The 24437-nt window shown below is 37.2% G+C and carries 23 protein-coding genes; 11 read left to right on the plus strand and 12 right to left on the minus strand.

Features of this window, described 5'->3' with window-relative positions; all coding sequences use genetic code 11:
* Window positions 1-17: 17 nt before the first annotated feature.
* Together DEU42_RS09090 and DEU42_RS09095 are read left to right on the plus strand one after the other, a co-directional pair.
* Entirely contained in the window at window positions 18-551 is a 534-nt protein-coding gene (locus DEU42_RS09090) for a DUF6452 family protein (RefSeq protein ID WP_114757981.1), read from the plus strand.
* Window positions 532-1260 carry a DUF6048 family protein gene (locus DEU42_RS09095; RefSeq protein WP_114757982.1) on the plus strand — a complete coding sequence of 243 codons (729 nt, stop codon included), beginning with the start codon at window positions 532-534 and terminating at the stop codon, window positions 1258-1260. The genes DEU42_RS09090 and DEU42_RS09095 overlap by 20 nt, the downstream gene beginning before the upstream one ends.
* 44 nt (window positions 1261-1304) lie before the next feature.
* Here the strand turns inward: DEU42_RS09095 and DEU42_RS09100 are convergent, their stop codons facing one another.
* Both DEU42_RS09100 and DEU42_RS09105 read right to left on the minus strand, forming a co-directional pair.
* Window positions 1305-3482 carry a T9SS type A sorting domain-containing protein gene (locus DEU42_RS09100; protein WP_114757983.1) on the minus strand — a complete coding sequence of 726 codons (2178 nt, stop codon included), beginning with the start codon at window positions 3480-3482 and terminating at the stop codon, window positions 1305-1307.
* Between the two features lie 127 nt (window positions 3483-3609).
* The gene (locus tag DEU42_RS09105; RefSeq protein ID WP_114757984.1) at window positions 3610-4275 is read right to left on the minus strand and encodes a DUF4294 domain-containing protein; all 666 of its coding nucleotides are present in this window, start codon (window positions 4273-4275) and stop codon (window positions 3610-3612) included.
* Between the two features lie 80 nt (window positions 4276-4355).
* Here DEU42_RS09105 and DEU42_RS09110 point away from each other — a divergent pair, with 80 nt between their 5' ends.
* Window positions 4356-5447, plus strand: a complete 1092-nt coding sequence (locus DEU42_RS09110; protein WP_114757985.1) for a M42 family metallopeptidase — start codon at window positions 4356-4358, stop codon at window positions 5445-5447.
* Between the two features lie 52 nt (window positions 5448-5499).
* Here the strand turns inward: DEU42_RS09110 and DEU42_RS09115 are convergent, their stop codons facing one another.
* The 4 genes from DEU42_RS09115 to DEU42_RS09130 form a co-directional block, all read right to left on the minus strand.
* Window positions 5500-5883 (minus strand): ankyrin repeat domain-containing protein, encoded by a 384-nt coding sequence (locus DEU42_RS09115; RefSeq protein WP_114757986.1) that lies wholly within the window; start codon window positions 5881-5883, stop codon window positions 5500-5502.
* 204 nt (window positions 5884-6087) lie between these two features.
* A complete protein-coding gene (locus DEU42_RS09120; protein ID WP_114757987.1) occupies window positions 6088-7035 on the minus strand; it encodes a phosphoribosylaminoimidazolesuccinocarboxamide synthase in 948 nt (315 codons plus the stop codon).
* 48 nt (window positions 7036-7083) lie between these two features.
* Window positions 7084-7506 (minus strand): hypothetical protein, encoded by a 423-nt coding sequence (locus DEU42_RS09125; RefSeq protein ID WP_114757988.1) that lies wholly within the window; start codon window positions 7504-7506, stop codon window positions 7084-7086.
* A 62-nt stretch (window positions 7507-7568) separates the two neighbouring features.
* The gene (locus tag DEU42_RS09130) at window positions 7569-8516 is read right to left on the minus strand and encodes a PhoH family protein (protein ID WP_114757989.1); all 948 of its coding nucleotides are present in this window, start codon (window positions 8514-8516) and stop codon (window positions 7569-7571) included.
* A gap of 104 nt (window positions 8517-8620) precedes the next feature.
* On the opposite strand from DEU42_RS09130, the gene DEU42_RS09135 reads away from it, so the two are divergent.
* The 5 genes from DEU42_RS09135 to dnaN all read left to right on the plus strand — a co-directional run bounded on the left by DEU42_RS09135 (window position 8621) and on the right by dnaN (window position 13476).
* Window positions 8621-9448: an S-adenosyl-l-methionine hydroxide adenosyltransferase family protein gene (locus DEU42_RS09135; protein ID WP_114757990.1), complete on the plus strand. Its 828-nt coding sequence runs from the start codon at window positions 8621-8623 to the stop codon at window positions 9446-9448.
* A 67-nt stretch (window positions 9449-9515) separates the two neighbouring features.
* Window positions 9516-9812: a putative quinol monooxygenase gene (locus DEU42_RS09140; RefSeq protein WP_114757991.1), complete on the plus strand. Its 297-nt coding sequence runs from the start codon at window positions 9516-9518 to the stop codon at window positions 9810-9812.
* Between the two features lie 16 nt (window positions 9813-9828).
* Complete coding sequence (gldF, locus tag DEU42_RS09145; protein ID WP_114757992.1) at window positions 9829-10554, plus strand: gliding motility-associated ABC transporter permease subunit GldF; 726 nt, start codon at window positions 9829-9831, stop codon at window positions 10552-10554.
* The gene (gene gldG / locus DEU42_RS09150) at window positions 10554-12263 is read left to right on the plus strand and encodes a gliding motility-associated ABC transporter substrate-binding protein GldG (protein ID WP_114757993.1); all 1710 of its coding nucleotides are present in this window, start codon (window positions 10554-10556) and stop codon (window positions 12261-12263) included. Before gldF ends, gldG begins: the two co-directional genes overlap by 1 nt.
* A gap of 94 nt (window positions 12264-12357) precedes the next feature.
* Complete coding sequence (gene dnaN / locus DEU42_RS09155; RefSeq protein WP_114757994.1) at window positions 12358-13476, plus strand: DNA polymerase III subunit beta; 1119 nt, start codon at window positions 12358-12360, stop codon at window positions 13474-13476.
* Between the two features lie 98 nt (window positions 13477-13574).
* On the opposite strand, the gene DEU42_RS09160 is transcribed toward dnaN, so the two are convergent.
* Entirely contained in the window at window positions 13575-14459 is an 885-nt protein-coding gene (locus tag DEU42_RS09160; RefSeq protein WP_114757995.1) for an alpha/beta fold hydrolase, read from the minus strand.
* 117 nt (window positions 14460-14576) lie between these two features.
* Window positions 14577-15974, minus strand: coding sequence for a tRNA uridine-5-carboxymethylaminomethyl(34) synthesis GTPase MnmE (gene mnmE / locus DEU42_RS09165; protein ID WP_114757996.1), 1398 nt, complete (start codon window positions 15972-15974; stop codon window positions 14577-14579).
* Window positions 15975-16222: 248 nt separating this feature from the next.
* Here mnmE and DEU42_RS09170 point away from each other — a divergent pair, with 248 nt between their 5' ends.
* The 3 genes from DEU42_RS09170 to DEU42_RS09180 all read left to right on the plus strand — a co-directional run bounded on the left by DEU42_RS09170 (window position 16223) and on the right by DEU42_RS09180 (window position 20649).
* Window positions 16223-17851: a hypothetical protein gene (locus tag DEU42_RS09170; RefSeq protein WP_114757997.1), complete on the plus strand. Its 1629-nt coding sequence runs from the start codon at window positions 16223-16225 to the stop codon at window positions 17849-17851.
* A 132-nt stretch (window positions 17852-17983) separates the two neighbouring features.
* Complete coding sequence (locus tag DEU42_RS09175) at window positions 17984-18820, plus strand: universal stress protein (RefSeq protein ID WP_114757998.1); 837 nt, start codon at window positions 17984-17986, stop codon at window positions 18818-18820.
* A 143-nt stretch (window positions 18821-18963) separates the two neighbouring features.
* Window positions 18964-20649 (plus strand): MutS-related protein, encoded by a 1686-nt coding sequence (locus DEU42_RS09180; protein WP_233506654.1) that lies wholly within the window; start codon window positions 18964-18966, stop codon window positions 20647-20649.
* A gap of 158 nt (window positions 20650-20807) precedes the next feature.
* Here DEU42_RS09180 and DEU42_RS09185 read toward each other — a convergent pair whose 3' ends face one another.
* Genes DEU42_RS09185 through DEU42_RS09200 form a run of 4 tightly spaced genes read right to left on the minus strand, consistent with a single transcriptional unit; the run spans window position 20808 to window position 24407 of the window.
* On the minus strand, window positions 20808-21830 hold the full coding sequence (locus DEU42_RS09185) for an LLM class flavin-dependent oxidoreductase (RefSeq protein WP_114758000.1): 1023 nt from the start codon (window positions 21828-21830) through the stop codon (window positions 20808-20810).
* A gap of 36 nt (window positions 21831-21866) precedes the next feature.
* On the minus strand, window positions 21867-22874 hold the full coding sequence (locus DEU42_RS09190; protein WP_114758084.1) for an LLM class flavin-dependent oxidoreductase: 1008 nt from the start codon (window positions 22872-22874) through the stop codon (window positions 21867-21869).
* Between the two features lie 35 nt (window positions 22875-22909).
* Entirely contained in the window at window positions 22910-23413 is a 504-nt protein-coding gene (locus tag DEU42_RS09195) for a peptide-methionine (S)-S-oxide reductase (protein WP_114758001.1), read from the minus strand.
* A complete protein-coding gene (locus DEU42_RS09200) occupies window positions 23406-24407 on the minus strand; it encodes a bifunctional methionine sulfoxide reductase B/A protein (RefSeq protein ID WP_114758002.1) in 1002 nt (333 codons plus the stop codon). Before DEU42_RS09200 ends, DEU42_RS09195 begins: the two co-directional genes overlap by 8 nt.
* Window positions 24408-24437 lie beyond the last annotated feature (30 nt).

The following is a 24437-nucleotide window of genomic DNA, read 5'->3' on the forward strand; positions in this document are numbered from 1 at the left end:
ACACAGGCACAGCCTATATGAAAAGATTAATAGCTTCTATAGCCGTATTACTTGCCTTTTCAGTCTATCTCCTTAGTTGTGAGAAAGATGACATCTGTTCAGAAGATACTCCTACCACACCTGGATTGGTAGTTGAATTCTACGATAAAGAAACTCAGACTGAAACAAAAAGCGTTAGTAATTTTAAATATTACGTATTAGGTACAAACGAAATTTTACCTGCAAATTCTTCTAGCAGTGTTAGCAAAATTACACTACCGCTGAGAACGGACCAGGATGAAGTTACATGGGCTTTACAATACAACACAACATCCAATGGCATAAAAGTCAGTAATACTGATTATCTTACTATTAAGTATACTCGTCAGACAACTTATGTTTCTCGTGCATGCGGGTATAAAACAACATTTACCCTTATACCAGCATCAAATGGTAATCCTAATCCATCAGTTACAGATGCTGATACAAGACTATTTATTGAAGGAAATCCCGAAGTAGTTACTCCATACATAGAAAACGAAAATGAAGTACATGTCAAAATCTATTTTTAGCCTTTTATTGCTGTTTACATTTTCGGGCTACGGACAGGATAAAAAACCAACGGATACTATCAATAAAGTCCAGCCTGCTAAAACAGAAAAATACGGTATACGTATTGGTGCCGACCTTTACAGACCTGCACGTTCCCTATATGAAGATGGGTTTTCAGGTTTGGAACTTGTTGCAGATTACAGGGTAACAAATAAAATGTATGCCGCTGCTGAACTTGGAACTGTAGATTTTACTGTAGATGATGATCAGTTAAACTTCACCACAAAAGGAAGCTATCTAAAAGTTGGTTTTGATTACAATGTGTATGAAAACTGGCTCGAAATGCAAAATATGATATATATAGGTATGCGCTATGGTTTTGCTACTTTTAGCCAAAATCTTAATTCATATACCATATACGACACAACAGACTATTTCCCCGATGTGACTCTGTATCCAAATGAGAACTATTCAGGACTTACAGCACACTGGGCAGAAGTTGTTGGCGGACTGAAAGCCGAAGTCGTAAAAAACCTTTATTTAGGCTTTAGTGTACGACTGAACATGCTGCTGGCGGAAACAAAACCTGATAACTTTGACAATCTTTATATACCTGGCTTTAACAGAACTTATGAAGGAAGTTTTGGCGCCGGAATAAATTATACGGTTTCTTATATGATACCTTTTTACAAAAAACAAAAGGCCGAAGAGAAGAAAACCTCTAAATAGCAAAAAAAGCCGCATAAATGCGGCTTTTTTTCATTTTATTACCCTTATTTTATGATAAGTTTCTTAACCTGATGCTTACCATTAGAAGTTATACTTATAAAATACACTCCTGAATTTAACGCTGCTATATTTAAGCTTACTTCATTAGTGATGTAACTGTTTTTCAGAACCGTTTTACCAAGCATATCAATAACCGAAACTTCAAATCCATTAGCTTCATTATTTGGAAGGTGAAGATTTACACTCTCTGATGCAGGGTTAGGATAAACCTTAAACAGACTGATGTTCTTTTCTCCTGTACCTAAAACATTCTGTACTGTTGTAGTAACTTCGTTAGTTGTTATAGGATCATTGAAATCAAAATAGATATCAGCCTGTGCAGACATAGAATCACCAACTGTAACACTTGTTTTTGGTTTGATTCTGTAAATAATGTGTCCGTTGCTTTCAGGTACTATACCTGTTGCTTCATTCTCGAAAGCAAGATCAATACCTGTAAACATAAACTCAACTTCATTTCCTGTGTGTTTTACTGTAAATTCATCAGTTGCTGATACTGCCTGGAATGTTGACCAGTCAAGGTTTTCATCAAGACCAACCACTACCCTCACATTTTCAGCATTTGCTGTACCCATATTCTGAAAGCGTATAGTATAATTAAGATAATCGTTTGTTTGTGCTTCTGTAATAAACTCACCTTCGCGAACAGCAATATCATTAGGATCGTAAGAATTAATAACGGTCTGGCTTAAAACAGATGTGTTATCAACTGGATTAACATCACCTGTAAGCGGAGTAATATTAGCTGTAAAATTTAAAATAGTTCCTGCAGATGTAATTTGAGGTACATTTACAGTAAAATTCACTATTGCTATTTTACTCTGGAACGGATAAAGGTTAACATAATCAAGTGTAAGCATATTACCTGATTGTGTCATTGCTGGAAGAGCATTTGTGAAGTTTAAGTTATTCGCATCAAACTGAAGCGTTATACTGCCGTTTTGAGTTACAGTACCCATATTCTGATAAAAAAGAACATAACTTGCAGGGAAACCCGGGCGAGCAGCAGTAATAGGGAAAAGTGTAACTGCCACATCATTCACCGCTTCGAATTGTGGTGTAATACAGAAGTTTTTCTCATTAGCTTCCGTCGGCATAACAACAGAGTAATTCAATGGTGACACTGTACTATTCGCATCAGCTATTACGTAAACTGAATTATCTCCATCCGGAACATTATCAAAATGGTAATAACCATCTGCATTTGTGTAAGTGATGTATACATCATTATTATGAGTCAAATAAACGGGTATACCTGAAGCAGCTGCTTCAAAAGTATCACAGTCATTATCAAAATTTAGTGATGCAAATCCCGTAATTGTATTTCCATTACACTCAATTGCAATTAATTCAATTGGAGCTACCCAACGGCAATTACTCACTGTTCCTGTTTGAACTACAGAAATATAAACAACGCCAGTAATACTGTTATAACTCTGAGGATTTACTATAGCATTTACACCAAATTCAGCAGCTGCCTGTGTTTGGTGAAATGTACACGTATACCCTGTAGTACCAGCTGTAACCTGAGCAATTGCTGGTGTAAGATCATAGATAGCACTACCATCGTTATTCATTAAACAACCTGTTATTGGTTGTGGAGCATTAAAATTTGGCGTCGGAATAATCGTTACAGTAAAATTTGATTCGTCTGAGCATCCAAAATCATTTTCTTTGTAAACATAAACAACCTGTGTCTGAGTAATCACAGTACCAAAAGGAATTTCGTTAACACCGCCAGGAGATGAATAATATTGTCCAACTTCTATAAAAGGAAGTTCGTATGAGTTGCATCCGGAAACATCCGGTAAATCCGGAACAAAAATTCCTGACACCCAGCTAATTTGGAAAACTGTAATTGCCGAAGAATCATCATCGGTGTTTACTACTTTTGCAAAAATAGTTTGCTGCATAGGTGAAACAAAGGCAGCAGGGTTCAATATAGGATTTGTATTAGCTGCTGCGTCTGCCTGTGTTAGGTAATAAGTGACTGTAAAAATTTCCGGATCCTGATTCCCTAAAATAATAGGTGTTTGTAAAGTAAGATCAAATACTTCGTTGCCGCATTGATTGATACTCGGGGCAGGATAAGCTTCCGTCTGAGAAAATCCTTTTACCACTGTAAAAAGAATAATAGCAAAAAAAAGTAGTTTCTTTTTCATAATAAGGTTTTAATGGTTCGACATTCTATAAAACAAACCATTGAAGAAATTCCCTACTCAGAAAAATTAAAAAAATTAACACCTCTAATGATAACTTATAAAAAAAACGGATAAAACCGGCTTATTTTTATAAGTTATCTTTTTTCTTTTGCCTCCAGTTTTTAGTTATAGCTATGTAATCTATTGAAAAAGCCGGATCCTGTCGTTGTAATCTGTGTTCTTTAAAAGCCTGCAATAAAAAGCCTTCAATATGATAATCCTCAGCTATTGTTGACGGGCTATACCCCCTCTTAAGATCAATATTAAACATATGGGCTATACGATTAGACCAAAAAGCTTTCCATCCGCTTTTATGTTCTTTAATTAAGTCGAAAGTACTTGTACCGGTTTGCCTGTAAATGAGTTTAACTAATATTTGCCCTTCAGACCTTGTCAATTTCTTAAGCCTGTCTTCAAATTCATTTTCGAGATAATTCTCAACGATTTTAGCGTATTTTTTTTTCTCCTTTTCTGTCTTTAGCTTTGCCAGATTGTTATTAAGCATGGTGAGCTTATCAGCAGCAGTTTTAGCATAAGGATATACTTTAAGCGTTCTTCTTTTTAAAAGCGCAAGTTTTTTTCGCTCATCCACAGAAATACTGTCCTTAACATTGGATATGACCAGTTCAGGCATCTGCATGTTAAATGCTATAGAATCCAGTTCAGGATCATTTATAGTATCCTTCTCAGCAATCTGAGCACTTACAGTCATACTTGACAAAAACAGGAAGAGCAAGCAAATCTGTGCTTTCATTTATTAAAAATTTTACTTCAAATGTATACAATAATACGCAACTCTGTAATCTAATTTATATTTTAGCCAAAAATTAATTTATGTCTTCTAAATCTATATTAAACGATACATCATTATCTTTCCTTGAGCAATATCTAAACAACCCTTCACCTACAGGTTATGAATCTGAAGGCCAAAAGATATGGATGGATTACTTAAAGCCTTACGTTGATACTTTTATAACAGATACCTATGGCACTGCTGTGGGTATAATAAACCCTGACGCTCCTTACAAAGTAGTAATTGAGGGCCACAGTGATGAAATATCATGGTATGTAAATTACATAACGGAAAACGGGCTAATTTATGTTATACGTAATGGCGGTTCAGACCACATGATTGCTCCTTCTAAAAGAGTCAATATCCATACCAAAAAAGGCATTGTAAAAGGAGTTTTCGGATGGCCTGCAATTCACACACGTCAGCGAGGAAAAGAAGAAGGCGCTAAACTTGAAACCATCTTTATCGACCTTGGTTGCTCAACCAAAGAAGAAGTTGAAGCTCTTGGCGTACATGTTGGCTGCGTGATCACCTACCCTGACGACTTTATGATCCTAAACGAAAATAAATTCGTTTGCCGTGCCATTGATAACCGTATAGGTGGCTTTATGATTGCTGAAGTAGCCCGACTACTCCATGAAAACAAAAAGAAACTTCCTTTCGGACTATATATAACCAATTCCGTTCAGGAGGAAGTTGGACTTCGTGGGGCCGAGATGATCACTAAAACCATCCGCCCAAATGTTGCCATCGTAACCGATGTGTGCCATGACAGCACTACGCCAATGATCGATAAACGCATCGAAGGTGAAACTCAGATAGGAAAAGGTCCGGTTATTACCTACGCTCCGGCTGTACAAAATAACCTGAGAGAACTTATTATCGATACAGCTAATAAGAACGAAATTCCATTCCAAAGATTGGCATCATCCCGTGTTACAGGTACCGATACCGACGCTTTCGCCTACAGCAACGGCGGTGTTGCATCTGCCTTGATTTCACTTCCGTTACGCTATATGCATACCACTGTAGAAATGGTTCACAGAGACGATGTCGAGAATGTAATCAGGCTAATCTACGAAGCGCTGCTCAACATAGAAAACGAAGAAACTTTCTCTTACTTCAAAGCATAAAAAAAAGCATTCGCTCCAGCGGATGCTTTTTTTTCATTACGTTAAAAACGAATTAGGCATTTGCCTGCTTTAACAAAGCAACAGCTTCTTTAGCATTAGATGCTTCAGCATGCTTTAAGGCTGTTAGACCTTTTTCATCTTTATCTTTTACATTAGCGCCCTTTTCCAGCAATAGAGTAATGATTTCTGACTGGTTGTAACGTGCCGCAATCATTAGTGGAGTCATACCATTACATTTTTCATGTACTGACGCTCCGTACTCTAACATTTTTTTTACGGTTGCAACATCACCTTTAGAAATTGCTACACCAAGCGGTGTGGTCACTTTGTACTCCCTTGTTACTGCTGTTGAAGTACTTTCTGCATTGTTTGCCATTGATACATTAGTAAACGCTAATACAATAGCCAGGCCTGAATAAATGATCGCTTTTTTCATGATTGATTGAATTTGATTTGATGATTATTTTTAATTAACCGGTTGATGAGACCGTTTAAAATAATAGACGAGCATAACACGGAAAACGTTACAGCGGTTTTTAAAATTAACAAAATTTTAACAATTATAAACTTACTATGCTTGCATATATAAATAAAAAAACCGCCTTAAAAATAAGGCGGTTACAAATATTTTAATGAGAAATTATTTATTTAGGAATGCTAGAACATTTTTTTCAATTCTTTCATTGATATTAGAAATATCAGCTTTAGCAAACTTCTCTCCTATGATATTTTCGTACAATTCGATGTATCTTTCAGATACTGTCTCGATGTATTCATCGGTCATTTCAGGAATTTGTTGTCCTTCTTTACCCTGAAAACCGTTAGCGATAAGCCACTGGCGAACAAATTCTTTAGAAAGCTGTTTCTGCTCTTCATTATTGTTCTGACGCTGTTGGTAACCTTCAGCATAGAAATAACGGGAAGAATCCGGTGTATGGATCTCGTCAATAAGAACTATCTTGCCGTCTTTAGTCTTACCGAATTCATATTTGGTATCAACAAGGATAAGCCCTCTTGAAGCAGCAATCTCAGTACCTCTTTGGAAAAGAGCACGTGTATATTTCTCAAGTACTAAATAATCTTCTTCAGAAACAATACCGTTAGCTAAAATATCTTCGCGAGAGATATCCATATCATGCTCACCATTATCAGCCTTGGTTGTAGGCGTGATTATCGGAGAAGGAAATTTATCATTCTCTTTCAGTCCTTCAACAAGTTCCACACCACACAATACCCTTTTACCAGCTTTATACTCGCGGGCAGCGTGACCTGAAAGGTATCCACGGATAACCATCTCTACTTTAAATGGCTCACAAAGGTGACCTACGGCAACATTCGGATCCGGAGTATCGATAAGCCAGTTAGGCACTACATCTTCGGTAAGGCGCATAAATTTAGTAGCGATCTGGTTCAGTATCTGCCCTTTGTAAGGAATACCTTTTGGCATAACTACGTCAAAAGCCGAAAGCCTGTCGGTAGCTACCATTACCAATAGCTCATCGTTAATATTGTATACTTCTCTTACTTTACCGCGGTAAACCGATTTTTGCCCCGGAAAATTGAAATCAGTGCTTGTGATGGTATTCATTGAAACTGTTATAAGTTATTGTTTTTTGAAGATGCAAAAATAAGAAAGTTAATGTTCTAATCTTTTGTTTTTATCAGACATTTTACAGGCAATTGCAAAACCTACATTTATGAAGAATAAAATCAGCGACAAAATTGAAATTATCAAACCGGTTGTACAAAAGCCAAAATAAATACTTACAAGCAAAAAAACAAGTGAAAGCATTTGAATAATAGTTATCCAACTATTGATTCTGGCCTTAAACAATACTAAAAAACCATATCCCACAACACTTGTAATAACCGAAAAACCAAACACAACCGGCATAAAATTGCTTAAATCCCATGCCCATCCAATTGTTTTATTAATACCATATGTACCAACAACTGTATCTTCAAATAATAATTCCCGAACAATCAGATAAATTATAGGAGACAATAACAGAATAGCTAAAATTAAAAAAGGATGCTTTGGCTTTGAAAAATTTATCATAATAAAAGTAAACCTGCAGAAATATAAATTTCTGCAGGTTTTTATAAGTATATTTTAAAATTTTAATTACTATGCTCAATCGACTTGTACGCCTCAATAACTTTCTTAACAAGGCGGTGACGTACCACATCTTTATCATCAAGGTAAATGATACCGATACCATCTACGTCTTTAAGAATAAGCAATGCTTCTTTCAGTCCACTGGTCGTACTACGCGGTAAATCGATCTGTCCCGGGTCACCCGTTATCATAAATTTGGCGTTTTTACCCATACGGGTAAGGAACATCTTCATCTGCGAGTGCGTAGTATTTTGTGCCTCATCAAGAATTACATAGGCATTATCAAGCGTACGTCCCCTCATAAAAGCAAGTGGTGCAATCTGGATTATCCCCTTCAGTATATAATCCTCTAATGACTGCGGCGGAAGCATATCACGTAGTGCATCATATAACGGCTGCATATACGGATCCAGCTTCTCTTTCATGTCTCCCGGAAGGAAACCAAGGTTCTCCCCTGCTTCTACTGCCGGACGGGTTAATATGATTCTTTTAACCTGTTTCTCCTTTAATGCTTTTACGGCAAGGGCAACACCTGTATACGTTTTACCTGTACCCGCAGGACCTATTGCAAATACCATGTCATTTTTAGCCATAGTATCAACCAGCAACTGTTGGTTTGGCGTAAGAGCTTTAATCAGCTTGCCACCTACTCCGTGTACCAGTATTTTATCGCTCGGATCCATCTGCTCAACCTGTGAGTCGCTTTGAATTACCCTTTCTATGACATTGTCATCAATGTTGTTATAGCGTGTAAAGTGCAGCATCAGCCTGTTAAAGCGTTTTTCGAACTCGTCAAGGATTTCTTTTTCACCAAATGCTTTTAATGTGGTTCCGCGTGCAACGATTTTTAGCTTAGGATAATATTTTTTTATCGTTTCAAGATGTGAATCCTGAGCACCCCAAAAATCTTTAGGGGCAATGTCTGTCAGTTCAATTATTCTTTCGTTCAAAAGCAGTTGATTTTAATTAGAGAAATGAGCATTATAATTATTAGCTTTGCAATCAAATTTAGTGAAATTAAACATCGTTTTCAGCAAAAGTTTTACACAATTTTATGTCAATAATTACCCTTACAACCGATTTTGGCCTCAAGGACCATTTTGTGGGCGCTTTGAAGGGAAAAATTATTTCCGGTTATCAGGAGGCTCAGATTATTGACATATCCCACGACATCGATTTGTTTAATGTTTCTGAGGCAAGCTATATTGTTGGCGCAGCATACAATAGCTTTCCAAAAGGCACTGTACACCTTATTGGCGTAGATGCCGAACTTACCAAAGACAACAGGCATCTTGCCATGCAATGGAACGATCACTATTTTATTTGTGCCGATAATGGCATCCTTAGCATGCTTACGCAAAAGATCATTCCTCAAAAAATAGTTGAGATAAACATACACGACCGCCTACCTGAAGGTTCCACCGAAATGGATGCGTTTGTCGCTGTTGCCTGCCATATTGCCAAAGGCGGACAGTTAAATGTTATAGGGCGCGAAATAACCGAAATAAAAGAAATGAGCGAACTGCAGCCTATTGTAGCTGCCGACCAAAACTCTATAAAAGGATACATCGCTTATATAGATCACTTTGGTAACTGTGTAACCAATGTAACTGAAAAGCTTGTACGCGATACCGCTAAAGGAAGAGAGTTTGAAATTAAATTCAGTACTAAAACCATAAAGTCGGTACGTAAAAACTACTCCGATTTTACCGTACGGGAAAACTTTACTATAAAAGATTATGAGGGTGATAAACTGGCCATATTCAATGAGGCCGGATTCCTGGAAATTGCAATATACCGAAGTAATCCTCTAACTGTAGGCTCAGCTGCAACCCTATTGGGGCTAAAGTTCAGAGATGTAATTAATGTAGTCTTCAAGTAATAATCAGTCGCAGTATTCAGTTTGCAGACCGAATAAATTCGAAAATAAAAAAACAATAAAAAACTGTATGTTTGTACGCATAGTAAAAATGGGATTCTACGAAGATAAGGTCCAGGCCTTTCTTGATAATTTTGAACAGGTTAAGGAACAAATACGAAATTTTCCCGGAAACCGTTTCTTAGAATTATATCAGGACAGGAACGACCCTACCGTGTTTTTCACTTATAGCTATTGGGAAGATGAGGCAGATCTTGAGAAATACCGTCAATCAGAATTGTTTATAGAGGTTTGGGCATTTACCAAACAGCTATTTAACCAAAAGCCTGAAGCCTGGAGTGTAAATAAACTGGTTACTTTAGAATAAAAAATAAAAAATATTAATGAAAGCATTGTTATTACGTGAGATCAAGTCCTTTTTCGGTTCGCCGATAGGTTATTTGGTCATTGCTATTTTCCTGCTGCTCAACGGCCTGTTTTTATGGGTGTTTGAGGGTGATTTTAATATTCTGAACAGTGGCTTTGCCGATTTGAGCCCATTCTTTACGATATCTCCCTGGATATTAATTTTCCTTATCCCGGCAGTAACCATGCGCAGTTTTTCTGATGAAAAAAAACAGGGAACTATAGAATTATTATTTACCAAACCGCTTAGCGTATGGGAAATAGTAAACGGTAAGTTCTTCGGTGCTCTTATATTAATTGTTTTAGCCATACTGCCAACAATCATTTATGTAATGGTAATCTCGTATTTTGGAAATCCTGAAGGAAATATAGATATGGGGAGTACGCTAGGTTCTTATTTTGGTTTATTATTCCTGATTGCAGGATATACAGCTATAGGAGTATTTACCTCTACCCTTTCCGACAATCAGATAGTAGCATTCATCATATCTGTTTTTGTGTGCTTTCTATTCTATTTCGGATTTGAAGGCGTTGCAAACTACATAGGCAACCTTAAAGGCTTTGTTTCGTCTCTTGGAATGGATTATCATTTTAAAAGCATGAGCCGTGGCGTAATAGATACCAGAGATGTAATCTACTTCATTAGTATTACGGTATTATTCCTGTCGTTAACTGTTTACAAACTTAAAGCGCTTAAAGGATAATGGAAACAGTTAATCAGACACCACAGCCAACAGTAAAACAGAAGAACCTGAAGCAGCTTTTTACAATTATAATTGTCTTGCTTGCAGTTAATTTTGGCGGATACTATTTGTACAAACGTTTTGACCTTACACAGGATAAACGCTACACTCTTTCTCCTGCAACCCTAAGTGTCATTGAAGAAGTAAAAGACCCTTTATATATTGACGTTTTTCTTGAAGGCCAGTTTCCCGGTGAATTCAAAAGACTACAGGATGAAACCAAACAATTACTGGAAGAATTTCACGCGCGTAACAGCAATATAGTATTCAACTTCACTAATCCGCTTAAGGATGAAGACGGCCGCGATCAGGCAGTACAGGAGCTTTACAAAATGGGTATGACACCTGTAAGCGTCACGGTAGATGATAAAGGTAAGCAATCGCAGGAGTTGGTATTCCCTTGGGCAATGGCGAATTACGGAAAGAAAACCGTAAAGTTTCCGCTGCTTAAAAATATGCTTTTAGCCTCGACAGCTGAAAAAGTTGTGAGTTCAGTTCAGCATCTTGAATATGCCGTAACCGATGCTATCAACAAAGTAATTAAAGAAAAGGAAAAGAAAGTTGCCATAATAAAAGGTAATGGCGAAATGAATGACAGGCAGATAGGTGATTTTATCAGGAATATAAGAGAAAGTTACTATATCGCACCTTTTACGCTTGATTCTGTTGCTAAAAACCCTGAAGCCACATTAAGACAACTTAAAGGTTATGACCTTGCCGTTATCGCAAAACCAACTGAAGCTTTTTCGGAACAGGAAAAACAGGTGCTTGATCAATATATCGTTGAAGGGGGCAAAACCCTTTGGATGGTTGATGCCGTTCAGATAGAAATGGACAGCCTTTATAACGACACGGGAGTAACTCTTGCCTTTCCACGTGATTTGAACCTAAACGATATGTTCTTCAAATATGGTATCAGGCTTAATCCCGATCTGGTTAAAGATGAGATAGCTACACGTATCAAACTGGCTACAGGTGCTCAGGGAAGTGAAACACAGTTTCAGGAATATCCTTGGCGTTTCTCTCCATTTATCTATCCAGATTCGAAAAATCCTATCGTAAAGAACATGGACGGTATCCGATTTGAGTTCGCTAACAGTATTGACACCCTTAAGAATGGTATTGACAAAACGGTACTTTTAAGATCATCTCAATATTCAAGAAAGATAGGTACTCCTACAGAGATAAAGCTTTCCATGGTTGAAGAAGAGACAAGCCCTAAAGATTATGCAGGCAAAGGCTTCATTCCTGTGGCAGTATTACTTGAAGGTAAATTCCATTCAGCATTTGAGAACCGTGTACTTCCGTTTAAAGATGCTGCATTTAAAAAAGTAGACAAGGCAGGTAAAATGATTGTAATTTCTGATGGAGACATTGCAAAAAACCAACTGGATAAAAATTTCGAACCTTTAGAACTTGGTTACGATAAATGGACCGGAGTGCTTTATGACAATAAAGGTTTCCTTATGAACTGCGTAAATTACCTGCTCGATGACAAAGGACTTATTAACATCCGAAGCAAAGATGTAAACCTTCCGTTACTGGACACACAGAAAGTTCATGAAAACTATACTGCCGCGCAGTTTATAACTGTCGGATTACCAATAGTGATTTTAGCAGTATTCGGATTCCTGTTTACTTACCTTAGGAAAAAGAAATATGCAAAGTAGTGTTAATAAAAAATATTGCACTATTTAATTTGATTACGATATATTTGTGAAATGTAAAATCAGCCGATTTTATAACTAAATAAACAAAAAAGAGATGAAATTTATAGTATCCAGTTCATATTTGCTAAAACAATTGCAGGTTTTAGGAAGTGTAATCAACAGCAACAACACGTTGCCAATACTTGATAACTTCCTTTTTGAATTAGACAGTACTGAATTAAAAGTATCTGCTTCCGATTTGGAAACTACAATGTCTGCTACTTTAGAAATAGATTCAGACAGCAAAGGAAGTGTAGCCGTACCGGCAAAACTTTTACTGGAAACTTTAAAAACGTTCCCGGAGCAGCCACTTACTTTTACAGTAGAGGATAACAATACTATCGAAATTAGCTCTAATTCGGGTAAGTATGCTCTTGCTTATGCTGCCGGTGAAGAATTTCCTAAAGCGGTAACACTGGAAGATCCATCTTCTACCCTTGTGCCTGCAGAAGTACTGGCTACTGCCGTAAGCAAAACTATTTTTGCTGCCGGTAACGACGACCTAAGACCTGTTATGTCAGGTGTATTTTTCCAGTTTTCTCCGGAAGGGTTGATATTTGTCGCTACTGATGCACACAAACTTGTAAAATACTCAAGAACCGACGTAAAAGCTTCTCAGGTTGCAGATTTTATCATGCCTAAAAAGCCGCTTACTATACTTAAAGGTATCCTTGGATCATCTGATGCTGAAGTAAAGATTGAATACAACGATTCAAATGCTACTTTCTCATTTGACAATTATGTACTTACATGTCGTCTTATTGATGGAAAATATCCCAACTACGAAGCGGTTATTCCTAAAGAGAACCCTAACAAGCTTCTTATCGACAGAACACAAATATTAAGCTCTGTTCGTCGTGTGGCTATCTTCTCTAACAAGACTACACACCAGATACGCCTGAAAATTGCTGGTACTGAATTAAATATTTCTGCCGAGGATATCGATTACTCAAACAAAGCTGAAGAGCGTTTGACTTGTGATTATCAGGGAGATGATATGCAGATAGGCTTCAACTCACGTTTCCTTACGGAAATGCTTACCAACCTTCAGAGTGATGAGATCATGCTGGAGATGTCATTACCTAACCGTGCGGGTATCCTTACTCCGGTAGATGGTCTTGACGAAGGCGAAACTGTTACCATGCTGGTTATGCCGGTAATGCTTAACAACTAAATAAGCTATTTAACCAATCCTTTTTTATATGAAAGCCGTAACATTAATTTGTTACGGCTTTTTCTTGATATAATAAATTTAAAGTCTCAAATTATGATTTAAAACCCCTTGTACTTATGATATGACTCGATAGCATGTCCACCAACAAAGCTTAGGAGATCCTCATTGAATTTATTTTTGTGAGTGTAAAAAAGACCATGCGGTGCATCATCATATACTACATACTCTGCATGAGGAACAATTTTAACCGTTTCTTCTGCTGATATTTCTATTGGTACCGTTTCGTCTTCCCTTCCGTGAATTACAAGTAATGGAGTTTTAATCTTAGTCAAATCATTTCTGAAGTCAGTTGTAGACCATGCATCCATTGATTTTACAGTAGCATATAGCGCAGCATTAAGGCAGCGTGTAAGATTGTGCTGCAGAAATTCTTCACTAACCGGATGATTAAAGGTATGATAACCATAGAATGTTTTTCCAAAAGCGGATAAGAATTTTGCCCTGTCTTCTTCAATATCTTTTTTCATAGAGTCAAATTGTTCCTTTGGAATTCCCCTTGGATTATCGGCAGTTTTAAGTAAAAAAGGAGTAACAGCTCCTACTAATGCTGCGCGCACTACCCTCCCATCATTATTATAATTGGCAAGATAACGGGCAACTTCTCCTCCTCCCATTGAAAAACCTACTAGCGTAACATCATTAAGATCTAATGTATCTATAACAGCTCTTAGGTCAGATGCAAAAGTATCGTAATCATATCCATCCCATGGTCTGGACGATCTGCCAAAACCTCTCCTGTCATAAGCTATAACTCTAACATCATATCGTGGGAGTTCATTTAACTGATATTCCCACATCTCATGGTTTAGAGGCCAGCCATGAATCAATATAATTGGCTTACCCCTACCAACATCTTTATAGAATAACTCCACTTCTTCAGAGTTACCCGATAAGCTAACTGAGTTTGTTTTTATAAATGGCATAATACTGTTTTTAGAAGTTAATTTCTTATATAAAGTTACAAACAACTAAAAACATTAACACATTAATTAAGAATTCATTAGGTGTTAAAAACTAAGATAAATCACTGTAAAAACATTTTACTTTCCGATACAGAAATTAGCGAAAATATTACCAAGCAACTCATCATTAGTTACCTGTCCTGTAATTTCTCCGAAAAAGTAAAGCGCCTGACGAATGTCTATTGCCATTAGATCGGCTGGCAGGCCTGACTGAAGTCCAAACTGTACTTTTTGTATTTCTTCCAGGGCTTTTAATAATGAATCATAATGACGGGTATTGGTCACAATAGTTTCGTTATTACGGAGTGCGCCTGTATTTACAAACGACAGCAGCTTGTCTTTTAACTCTTCAACGCCAATATTTTCTTTAGCGGAAATAAGAAGTAGTTCAGGGATTACAGATAAGATTTCTTTTTTTTGCTCAGTAGAGAGTTTATCAGCTTTATTTCCAATGATTACTAAAGGTTTTAAAGGAAATTGATTTTTTACTTTTTCAATTTCAACTTTCAATCGATCAAGAGAAGAGGTATCTGCTGTTAACTGATAACCGTCAACTAAATACACAACTACCTGTGCCTGTTCAATTTTTTCAAAAGTCTTTTTGATACCTATGCTTTCTACAACGTCCTTAGTTTCACGAATACCGGCAGTATCAATAAATCGGAAGCCTATTCCGTTTATTACCAGCTCATCTTCAATAGTATCACGCGTAGTCCCTGCAATGTCTGATACTATGGCGCGTTCTTCGTTAAGTAAAGCATTCAAGAGGGTAGACTTACCAACATTTGGTTCTCCTACGATTGCTACCGGTATTCCGTTCTTAATCACATTTCCAACAGCAAACGAATCAATTAGTCTTTTTAGCACGAATACAATTCGCTCAAGTAAATCTGTAAACTGAGAACGGTCAGCAAATTCAACATCTTCCTCTGCAAAATCAAGTTCAAGCTCTATTAACGAAGCAAAATTTAGCAATTCTTCACGTAGTTTCGCTATTTCATTTGAAAAACCTCCACGCATTTGCTGCATAGCGATTTGGTGTGAAGCTTCATTATCCGACGCAATAAGATCAGCTACAGCTTCAGCCTGTGAAAGGTCAAGTTTTGCATTCAGGAAAGCACGCAAGGTAAACTCACCTGCATTAGCCATACGGCAGCCTTTTCTTAATAATAATTGTATAATCTGCTGTTGAATATATGTTGATCCGTGGCAAGAGATTTCCACAGTGTTTTCACCTGTATAAGAATTAGTACCCTTAAATAACGAAAGTAGCACCTGGTCATAGGTTTTATTATCGTCTACGATATGGCCAAGGTGTAATGTGTGTGTTTTTTGTTTAGTAATGTCTTTTCCGTTTACAGATACAAATACCTTTGACGCAATTGTAATTGCCTCCGGCCCTGATATTCTTATAATGGCGATAGCTCCTGATCCTGAAGGGGTAGCAAGGGCGACTATCGTATCTTGTAGTATCATCTTATATGATTTTTTGCAAAGATAAGCCTATTTACCGCACTTAATTTGTGCTTTGCCGCATTTTTTATGACAGGAGAAATTACCAGAATATATTTGTCTCATCAAAACAGAATGGTCATGGAAAATAACATCTTTTATTCGGTTAGCATACATGTCCTTTTATTTAAAAAAGGAACTTGTAAAGAACAAGTTAAATATTTTTTGGAAATTGTTCTAAATTGATAAATTTCGACAACTAAAAATTTTATATGAAAATTAATCTATTGCGTTTTTCAGCTCTGGCAGCTATTTTTTTTATTGTATCATGTACACACGATGATGACAGACCTTCAAATGGTGGCATTGTTTTAAATAGTGACTCGCAAAACCTTACTACACGAGTTAAATATGATAATGCCGGAGTATTATCAATGCGTGAAGAAGGAGGATCTTCAGACAGAACAGACCAGACTGCAGGTTCGCTACCACTTGTGTTGGTTGCAGAAGTTGCTCCTCCAAGTTACAACGGAGCAACTTTAAAAGCTACTCATGTTGCTATCAATGGAAATTATGCCTATGTCTCTTACAATATTGAAGGTGAGGCTTATGGTGGAGCAATAGATGTAATTAATATCTCAAATCCTAACACCCCTCAACTTGTGGTTCAGGCTATATTGCCTAACACCGACGTAAGTAGTGTTAAATATGACAACGGTGTACTATATGTGGCCGGGGCAAGAAGCACAGCTGCCTTTCCGACGGCCGGTACCGCAGCTTTTTCAGGAATAATGCCGCTTAATAACGGTTTGCTTACTACAACACTTAATCAGGTATCTCTTACTGGAAATACAGGAACTTCTGTTACATCTTCAACATCTAAGTATTATGCAGTTTCAGGAGATAACGGATCTCTTTATCAGCTTAATAAAACTTCAAATGCTGTTGAAATGACAATTCCTTTAGCTGATTTAAGGGCTGTAGGCTATAATGATAACAAAATAGTAGTACTAAGCGGAACTCAGGGAGTAAAAGTTTACAATGCTAATGGTTTGACTCAACTACTTTCGTTTTCTACATCTCAGGATGTAGCTGCAGCTAAAAGAACAGTTGATTTCATCGGAACAACATCATTACTTGTTTCTGAAGGTTATAATGGACTCGGAGTATATAATATTTCTACAGGTTTAAAAACACAGACTATTCCTGTACCAACAAATGTATCAGGAGTTACTGCTAATGATATAACTACCAATGCAGTGTCTGTTAATAATGATAACGTATTTGTTGCCAATGGCGGAGCCGGTATGTACATATATAAAAATACCAACTCTGTTTTGAGTTTCCTGGGTTCAATTTCTCTAAGCGGAAACAGTTCTTGTAACTATCTCACAAGTTCAGGAGACTACATCTTTGCAGCTATGGGTAATGGAGGTCTTAAAATAGTTAAAATGGTTTCTGCAAGTTCAGGAACTGTAACAAACTGTACATCTTTTCCTCTTTATACAGGATCAAACTGGTTAAACGTAAATTCTGGTGAGACAAAACAATATCAGGGAGCAGCAGCACTTACAGGAGTAAATGTAAATGCCAATCTGACATGGTGTGGATCACTATCTGTTTCACAAGGGCTTAACGTAAATAGTGGCGGTGTATTTTATATGAGAGGGGCTTTAGCTCAGGGTTCAGTATTTAACCCATACAACTCATTAAATGTAAACAGCAATGCAACGCTGAAAATAGAAGGTTCGGTTGTAGTTTACGGAAATATGGTATTAAACAGTGGAGCCAAGCTTGAATTTGTAGGTTCGGGGTCATCAATAACAATCTTCGGAACCGTAACTAAAGGAAACAATGTTACCATAACCGGTACTTATGTTGATACTTTTAATAAACTATAATAAATTCGAAATACACAACAACGTTGAGGGCTGCCATTGGCAGCCCTTATTTTTTTAACAAAAAGCTCATGGTTGAAATGTAAGAAGCCTCGGTATTTTTTTGTAATTTTATAGTATACCAATACCGCTATTATGAAACAAATTCTTTTTCCAACAGATTTTTCTGAAGCTGCACAAACGGCGTTCATTTATGCTCTCAGGTTTGCTGACTCCTTTGGGGCCGAACTGGTAGTGCTGCATGTATATGATTTGCCAATAGTTGAAACACCGCCGTTGCCGGAATCGACAAAAGAAATATTCGACATAGTGGAAATGAACCAATTTGAAAGCTTTAGGGAACAATTGCCCGAATTGCACAAAATTGCCGAGCGAAGGAACCTTGGACACGTAAAAATGAGAAATGTACTGCTTTATGGTGATCTTATATATAACATAAACAAGGTTTGTAACGACGATAATATAGACCTGATTGTTATGGGGACAAAAGGAGCGAGTGGCTTAAAAGAAACCTTTATTGGCTCTTCTACTGCTTCAGTAATTACCAATGCAAAAGTCCCTGTATTAGGTATACCTGCAGAAGCAGAATATCATCCGATAAAAAGTATTGCGTTTACAACTCAATACAAAGACAAGGACAACGACGCTCTTGCTAAAACACTCGAGATTGCTAAAAAATTTGAGGCATCGGTACTATGTCTTTATATTAAGAATGATGATGATCCGGAGGATATTGAGGAAAGAATCAATGAATGGAAAATATATTATCAAAGTGAAAAAATTGATTTCTTTAATATTGCCGGCGATCATATTGAACAAACCATACTTGATTTTATACAAAACCAGCGCGTAGGGATGCTGGTTATGCGTACGCATAAACGTGGATTCTTTGAAGGGCTTTTCCATCGCAGTCTCACAAAAAAAATGGCCTATCATACCAAAATACCTTTACTGGTATTTCATGAAGGCTAAAAGAAATATCCTGCCATTGCAGGATATTTAATTTTAATTGTGATGTGTATATGGAGTTCTACGAAAAACGCAGGGAAGCTTTTTTACAGGATTTAAAAAGGCTAACTACCCGATATAATATTATTAGCACGTCAAGATTGTTAATGGCGTTAGTTTTTCTTGTTTTAGGCTATTATAGTCTTACAACTGAGAAAACCTCTCTTTTACTTTGGGGTATGGCATTTTGTATAGTAGAGTTTATTCTGCTGATGAATCGTCATGTTGTTGTTCGTAATAAAAAATTACGTGCTGAGGCATTAGTAAAAATCAACAAGGATGAGATGGACTATCTTAACGGTATTTCAATTCCTTTTAATGATGGTGAAGAATTTGAAGACCATTTTCACCCTTATACCTTTGATCTGGATATCTACGGACGAAAATCACTTTTTCACAATCTTAATCGAACCAAAACCTATAAGGGCAATAAAAGGCTGGCTGATTTATTAAATAAATTACTTCCGCAAAGCACAATTATTCAAAATCAGGAAGCAGCAAGAGAACTGGCTAATAAAGCAGAATTCAGACAGGAAATCATGGCACTGGCTATGGTAAAGCCGGATAGTGAGGAAATTTACAATCAATTAGTAAAATGGGCTGATGCTAGAACAGCCAAAATGTCTCCCATTGCTAATATATTATTATACACAGGACCTATAGCATTTATTTGTTTTTTTCTGGTATATGTAATTACAGGCAATGGTTTGTTTGGAGATGTAGCCGGATGGTGTTTTGGGTTTAATTTACTGTTTACATTATTACATTTAAAAACTATTAAGGCTGAAACAAAAGATATTACTGAGGTAGATGAAATAATTCATCACTATGGCCTTATAATTAAAGAGATTGAAAGCCAATCTTTTGAATCAGAAAAATTGAAAGCTTTACAAAATATCTTTATCAATGATAATAAAAAAGCTTCAAAAGAAATTAGAAGGCTTGCGGTACTTTTTTCCAGGCTGGACAGTATAAATAACCTGCTTGGGGCTTTATTGTTTAACGGAGCCTTGTTGTTTCACCTTAATTCTCTCAAAGCCTTATGGAAATGGAAAAAGCAATATGCAGATAGCATAGTTGTCTGGCTGGACACCATTGCCGAAATAGAAGCTTTAGGAAGCTTTGGAAATTTGTATTACAACAATCCTGAATTTGTTTTTCCCGAGCTCAATTCTGATTTTAAAATTGAATTTCAAAACCTGGCTCATCCACTTCTAAGAAAGGGAAAAAGAATTGGGAATGACATTAATTTTGATAAAAACTTTATGATACTCACAGGCTCTAATATGTCGGGTAAGAGTACATTTCTACGCAGTTTAGGGGTAAATATGGTACTTGCAGGAGCTGGCGCTCCAGTATGTGCAGAAAAGGCTATCATTCATCCATTACCAGTATTAGTTTCAATGCGATTGTCTGATTCGCTTTCTGATAATGAATCATATTTCTTTGCCGAAGTAAAACGTCTTAAATATATTATCGATGCACTTGCTAACAACAGAGCTTTTGTTTTACTTGACGAGATATTGAAAGGAACTAATTCTGATGATAAACATAGTGGCACTATTAAGGTTATTGAAAAAATGATCGCCCTTAAAGCGATAGGATCCATTGCAACTCATGACATAGAAGTTTGCAGTCTTGCTGATACGCATCCTGAAAAATTAGTAAATCGCTGTTTTGAGGCCCAAATAGTAGATAATGAATTATACTTTGATTATCAGCTTCGTGATGGAGTTTGCCGAAACAAAAGCGCAACCTTTTTAATGACGAAAATGGGTGTTATTGATAAGTGAAATATTTATTTTAGCACCTCCTAATATTCAAGTGACAGAATACTTTATTCTCACGAGATGTCTAAAACATATCTGAACCATCAGAAATATAAGTTTCTTATTATGATAAAACAAAAAAGGACCGCCTCAAAAGTGAGGCAGTACCTTTAAATTTTATATTATCGCCATCCTAGTGCCGGAGCCACATGCTCCATTATAGCTGACATTACATGTACATTATAATCAACACCTAGTGTGTTTGGTATGGTAAGTAATAAAGTATCTGCTTCTTTGATAGCATCATCCTTAGCCAGTTCCTCAATTAGTTTATCCGGTTCGTCGGCATAGCTCTTTCCAAAAATAGCACGCTTGTCACTTTCTATATAGCCAAAACTATCATCTCCCCTTCCCTGCTGACCGAAATAATAGCGATCCTGATCGTTTACCAATGCAAAAATCGAACGACTTACCGAAACTCTTGGTTCGCGCTGATGACCGGCATTTTTCCAGGCCTCTTTGTACATCCTGATCTGTTCTGCTTGCTGAATATGAAAAGGTTTACCGTTTTCATCATATTTTAGTGTCGAACTCTGAAGATGCATACCCTGTTCAGCAGCCCATACAGCTGTAGCATTAGAAGCAGCGCCCCACCATATTCGCTCGCGCAATCCTTCAGAATGCGGCTCAAGACGTAATAGCCCAGGTGGATTAGGGAACATAGGTTGCGGATTTGGTTGTGCAAAACCCACACCATCAAGCCTTTTTAAAAATTCCAACGCTTTTTTACGTCCCATATCTGCATCTGTATCTCCACTTTCAGGTTCATAGCCAAAGTAACGCCAACCGTCAATAACCTGCTCCGGTGATCCCCTGCTTATGCCCAACTGCAAACGACCTTCTGAAATAAGGTCGGCAGCACCTGCATCTTCCACCATGTATAATGGGTTTTCATAACGCATATCAATTACACCTGTACCAATCTCTATTTTGCTGGTTTTTGCACCAATAGCCGAAAGCAATGGAAAAGGCGATGCTAACTGACGGGCAAAATGATGTACCCTAAAGTAAGCACCATCCAAACCTATTTCTTCAGCAGCTACTGCCAAATCAATAGATTGCAGCAACGTATCACTCGCTGTACGAGCCTGATAAGACGGATGATTAGCCCAATGTCCAAATGATAAAAATCCTATTTTTTTCATAGATATCTTTATTTTATATCAAATATACACATCCTGTTAATTATTTCGTTCCTTCAATATTTCAGACAATATGCTATAGGATTTTATCCTATCCTCATGTTTGTGCATATTAGATACTACCATTAGTTCGTCTACACCAGTTTCACGAAGAAATCTGTCTAACTGTTTGGCTACAGCCTCTTTTCTACCCACAAAAGAGTATTTAAGCATCTCACGTACTGCAGGATTATGCTGAATCATCATCAGTTCATCAGTCATTTCAATCGGCGGTTGTAAAGGCTCTCTCTTCCCTGTCAGTATACCAAGAAACATACGGATAAGAGAAGTGAAATTGCGTTCTGCCTCGTCATCTGTATCCGCAGCGATCACATTAACACCTGCAATAGTATATGGTTTTGCAAGATATTCTGAAGGCTGAAATTCTTTTCGGTATATATCAAGAGCCTCATGCAGTAATCCTGTGGCAAAATGGCTTGCAAAAGCATATGGGAGCCCTATTTTTGCTGCAAGATGTGCACTATCCAGGCTTGAGCCTAAAATATAAAGCGGCACGCCAACACCCTCGGCTACAACAGCACGCACCTGAGACCACTCATTTTCTGTTGAGAAATATTTTTGTATTTGTTCAATTTCTCTTTCAAAATTATGTACCGCTTGCATCCTGTCACTACGTATAGCATGTGCAGTAATCTGGTCGGTACCCGGTGCCCTACCCAGTCCTAAATCAATCCTGTCAGGGTAAAGTCTTCCGAGTGTTCCAAACTGCTCTGCTACTATAAGTGGTGAATGATTGGGCAGCATTATACCACCAGAACCTACTCTGATGCTTTTGGTATGTCCTGCTATATGACCAATCAATATGGATGTTGCCACGCTGGCCACGTGAACCATATTATGATGTTCAGCAAGCCATAATCGGCTGTATCCCATATCCTCCGCTTTCCTGGCAAGGTCTACACTGTTTTTAAATGTTTCTTCTATCGAAAGGCCACTCGATACTATTGCAAGTTCCAGTATTGAGTATGCCGTTTTTTTATTTGTTATTTCCATAATATAATATGCATCTGACTAATAAATTATTACAGATGCTTTAATTTATCATTATTAGCAACGTTAGAAAACCGTTCCATAATGAGTTTTAATTTAGGTGTTATATAACGTTCGCAAAAAGGTTTTTGTGGGTTACTGAAATAATAATCCAGTAGTTCATCCCTACTGAGCGAAAACTCCTTAAATGGTAAAACCTTAGTTACAAAAGGTTCATTAAATTCAGATTGTAAGGTATCCATAGTTTGCATTGCAATTTCAGCGTCACGATCATCAAATACGTAGACAGCTGAACGATATTTACCTCTCATTGAATGTTGTGATGTACTGCTGTGTGTATAAAGATGAATAGCAATAAGTATTTCAAAAGAAATAACACTTTCGTCGAATTCAATAATTACTCCTTCCGAAAAGTAAGAATTATTCCCGGTAGAACCTATCCACCCCTGCTTTACAGACTTAACACCCTGTAAAGAAGAAAATACCGCTTCAGTACACCAGTGGCAACCTCCTCCAAAACCGGCTTTTTTAAACACGATTATCGTTTATCTCCTGCTCTGTATCTTTGAGCCTGCTTTTAAATAGCTCCCTAAACTTCCTTAATTTAGGATCGATGACGGCCTGACAATAGCCTTCCTGAGAATTGTTGACATAATAATCCTGATGATAATCCTCTGCCTTATAAAAATAATCTAATGGACTAACTTCAGTTACTATAGGCATATCATATGCTTCCTGCAACTCAGAAATAATCTCTAAAACTGTAGTTTTTTCATCTTCATTCCTGTAGAAAACAACACTCCTGTATTGCGTTCCTACATCGGCACCCTGCCTGTTAAGAGTAGTCGGATTATGAGTACTTAAATGTATGCGAAGTAAATCTGCATACGATATTTCATCAGGATCATAAGTTACTTCAACAACTTCTGCATGGCCAGTCAATCCACTACACACTTCTCTATATGTAGGATTTGTGATCTTACCGCCACTATACCCGCTCTCTACTTTCGAAACTCCTTTAAGCTGAGTAAATATAGCTTCTGTACACCAAAAACATCCACCTCCAAAAGTTGCTTTTCTTTCGTTGCTTTCCACTTTTTTAAGAGCTACAGCATTCATACAATATCGTAATCCGCCAGGCTCAGGCCCATCGGGAAAAACATGTCCTAAATGAGCGTCACAGGTATTGCAGACGGTCTCTATACGTACCATACCATAACTTATGTCTTTATTGTAAGCAATGGCATTTTGGGCAACAGGTTGGGTAAACGAAGGCCATCCTGTACTGCTTTCAAATTTTTGATTAGCATCAAAAAGTAAAGTACCGCAGCAAACGCAGGCATATTTTCCGGGTTCAAATAGTGAACACATCTCTGAGCTATGGGCACGCTCTGTACCTTTTAATCGGGTTATCCTGAATTCTTCAGGTGAAAGCAGCATCTGCCACTCTTCATTTTTCTTTACAATTTTTTTATCAGGCACAGGGTTACCTGCACTGGCAAATCGTATAACATCAATCCATTTTAGCATTTTAAATTTCCTTTCTTTTTTTACTTTGGA

Source organism: Flavobacterium sp. AG291 (assembly GCF_003350375.1).
In the GTDB taxonomy this organism is placed as follows: domain Bacteria; phylum Bacteroidota; class Bacteroidia; order Flavobacteriales; family Flavobacteriaceae; genus Flavobacterium; species Flavobacterium suzhouense.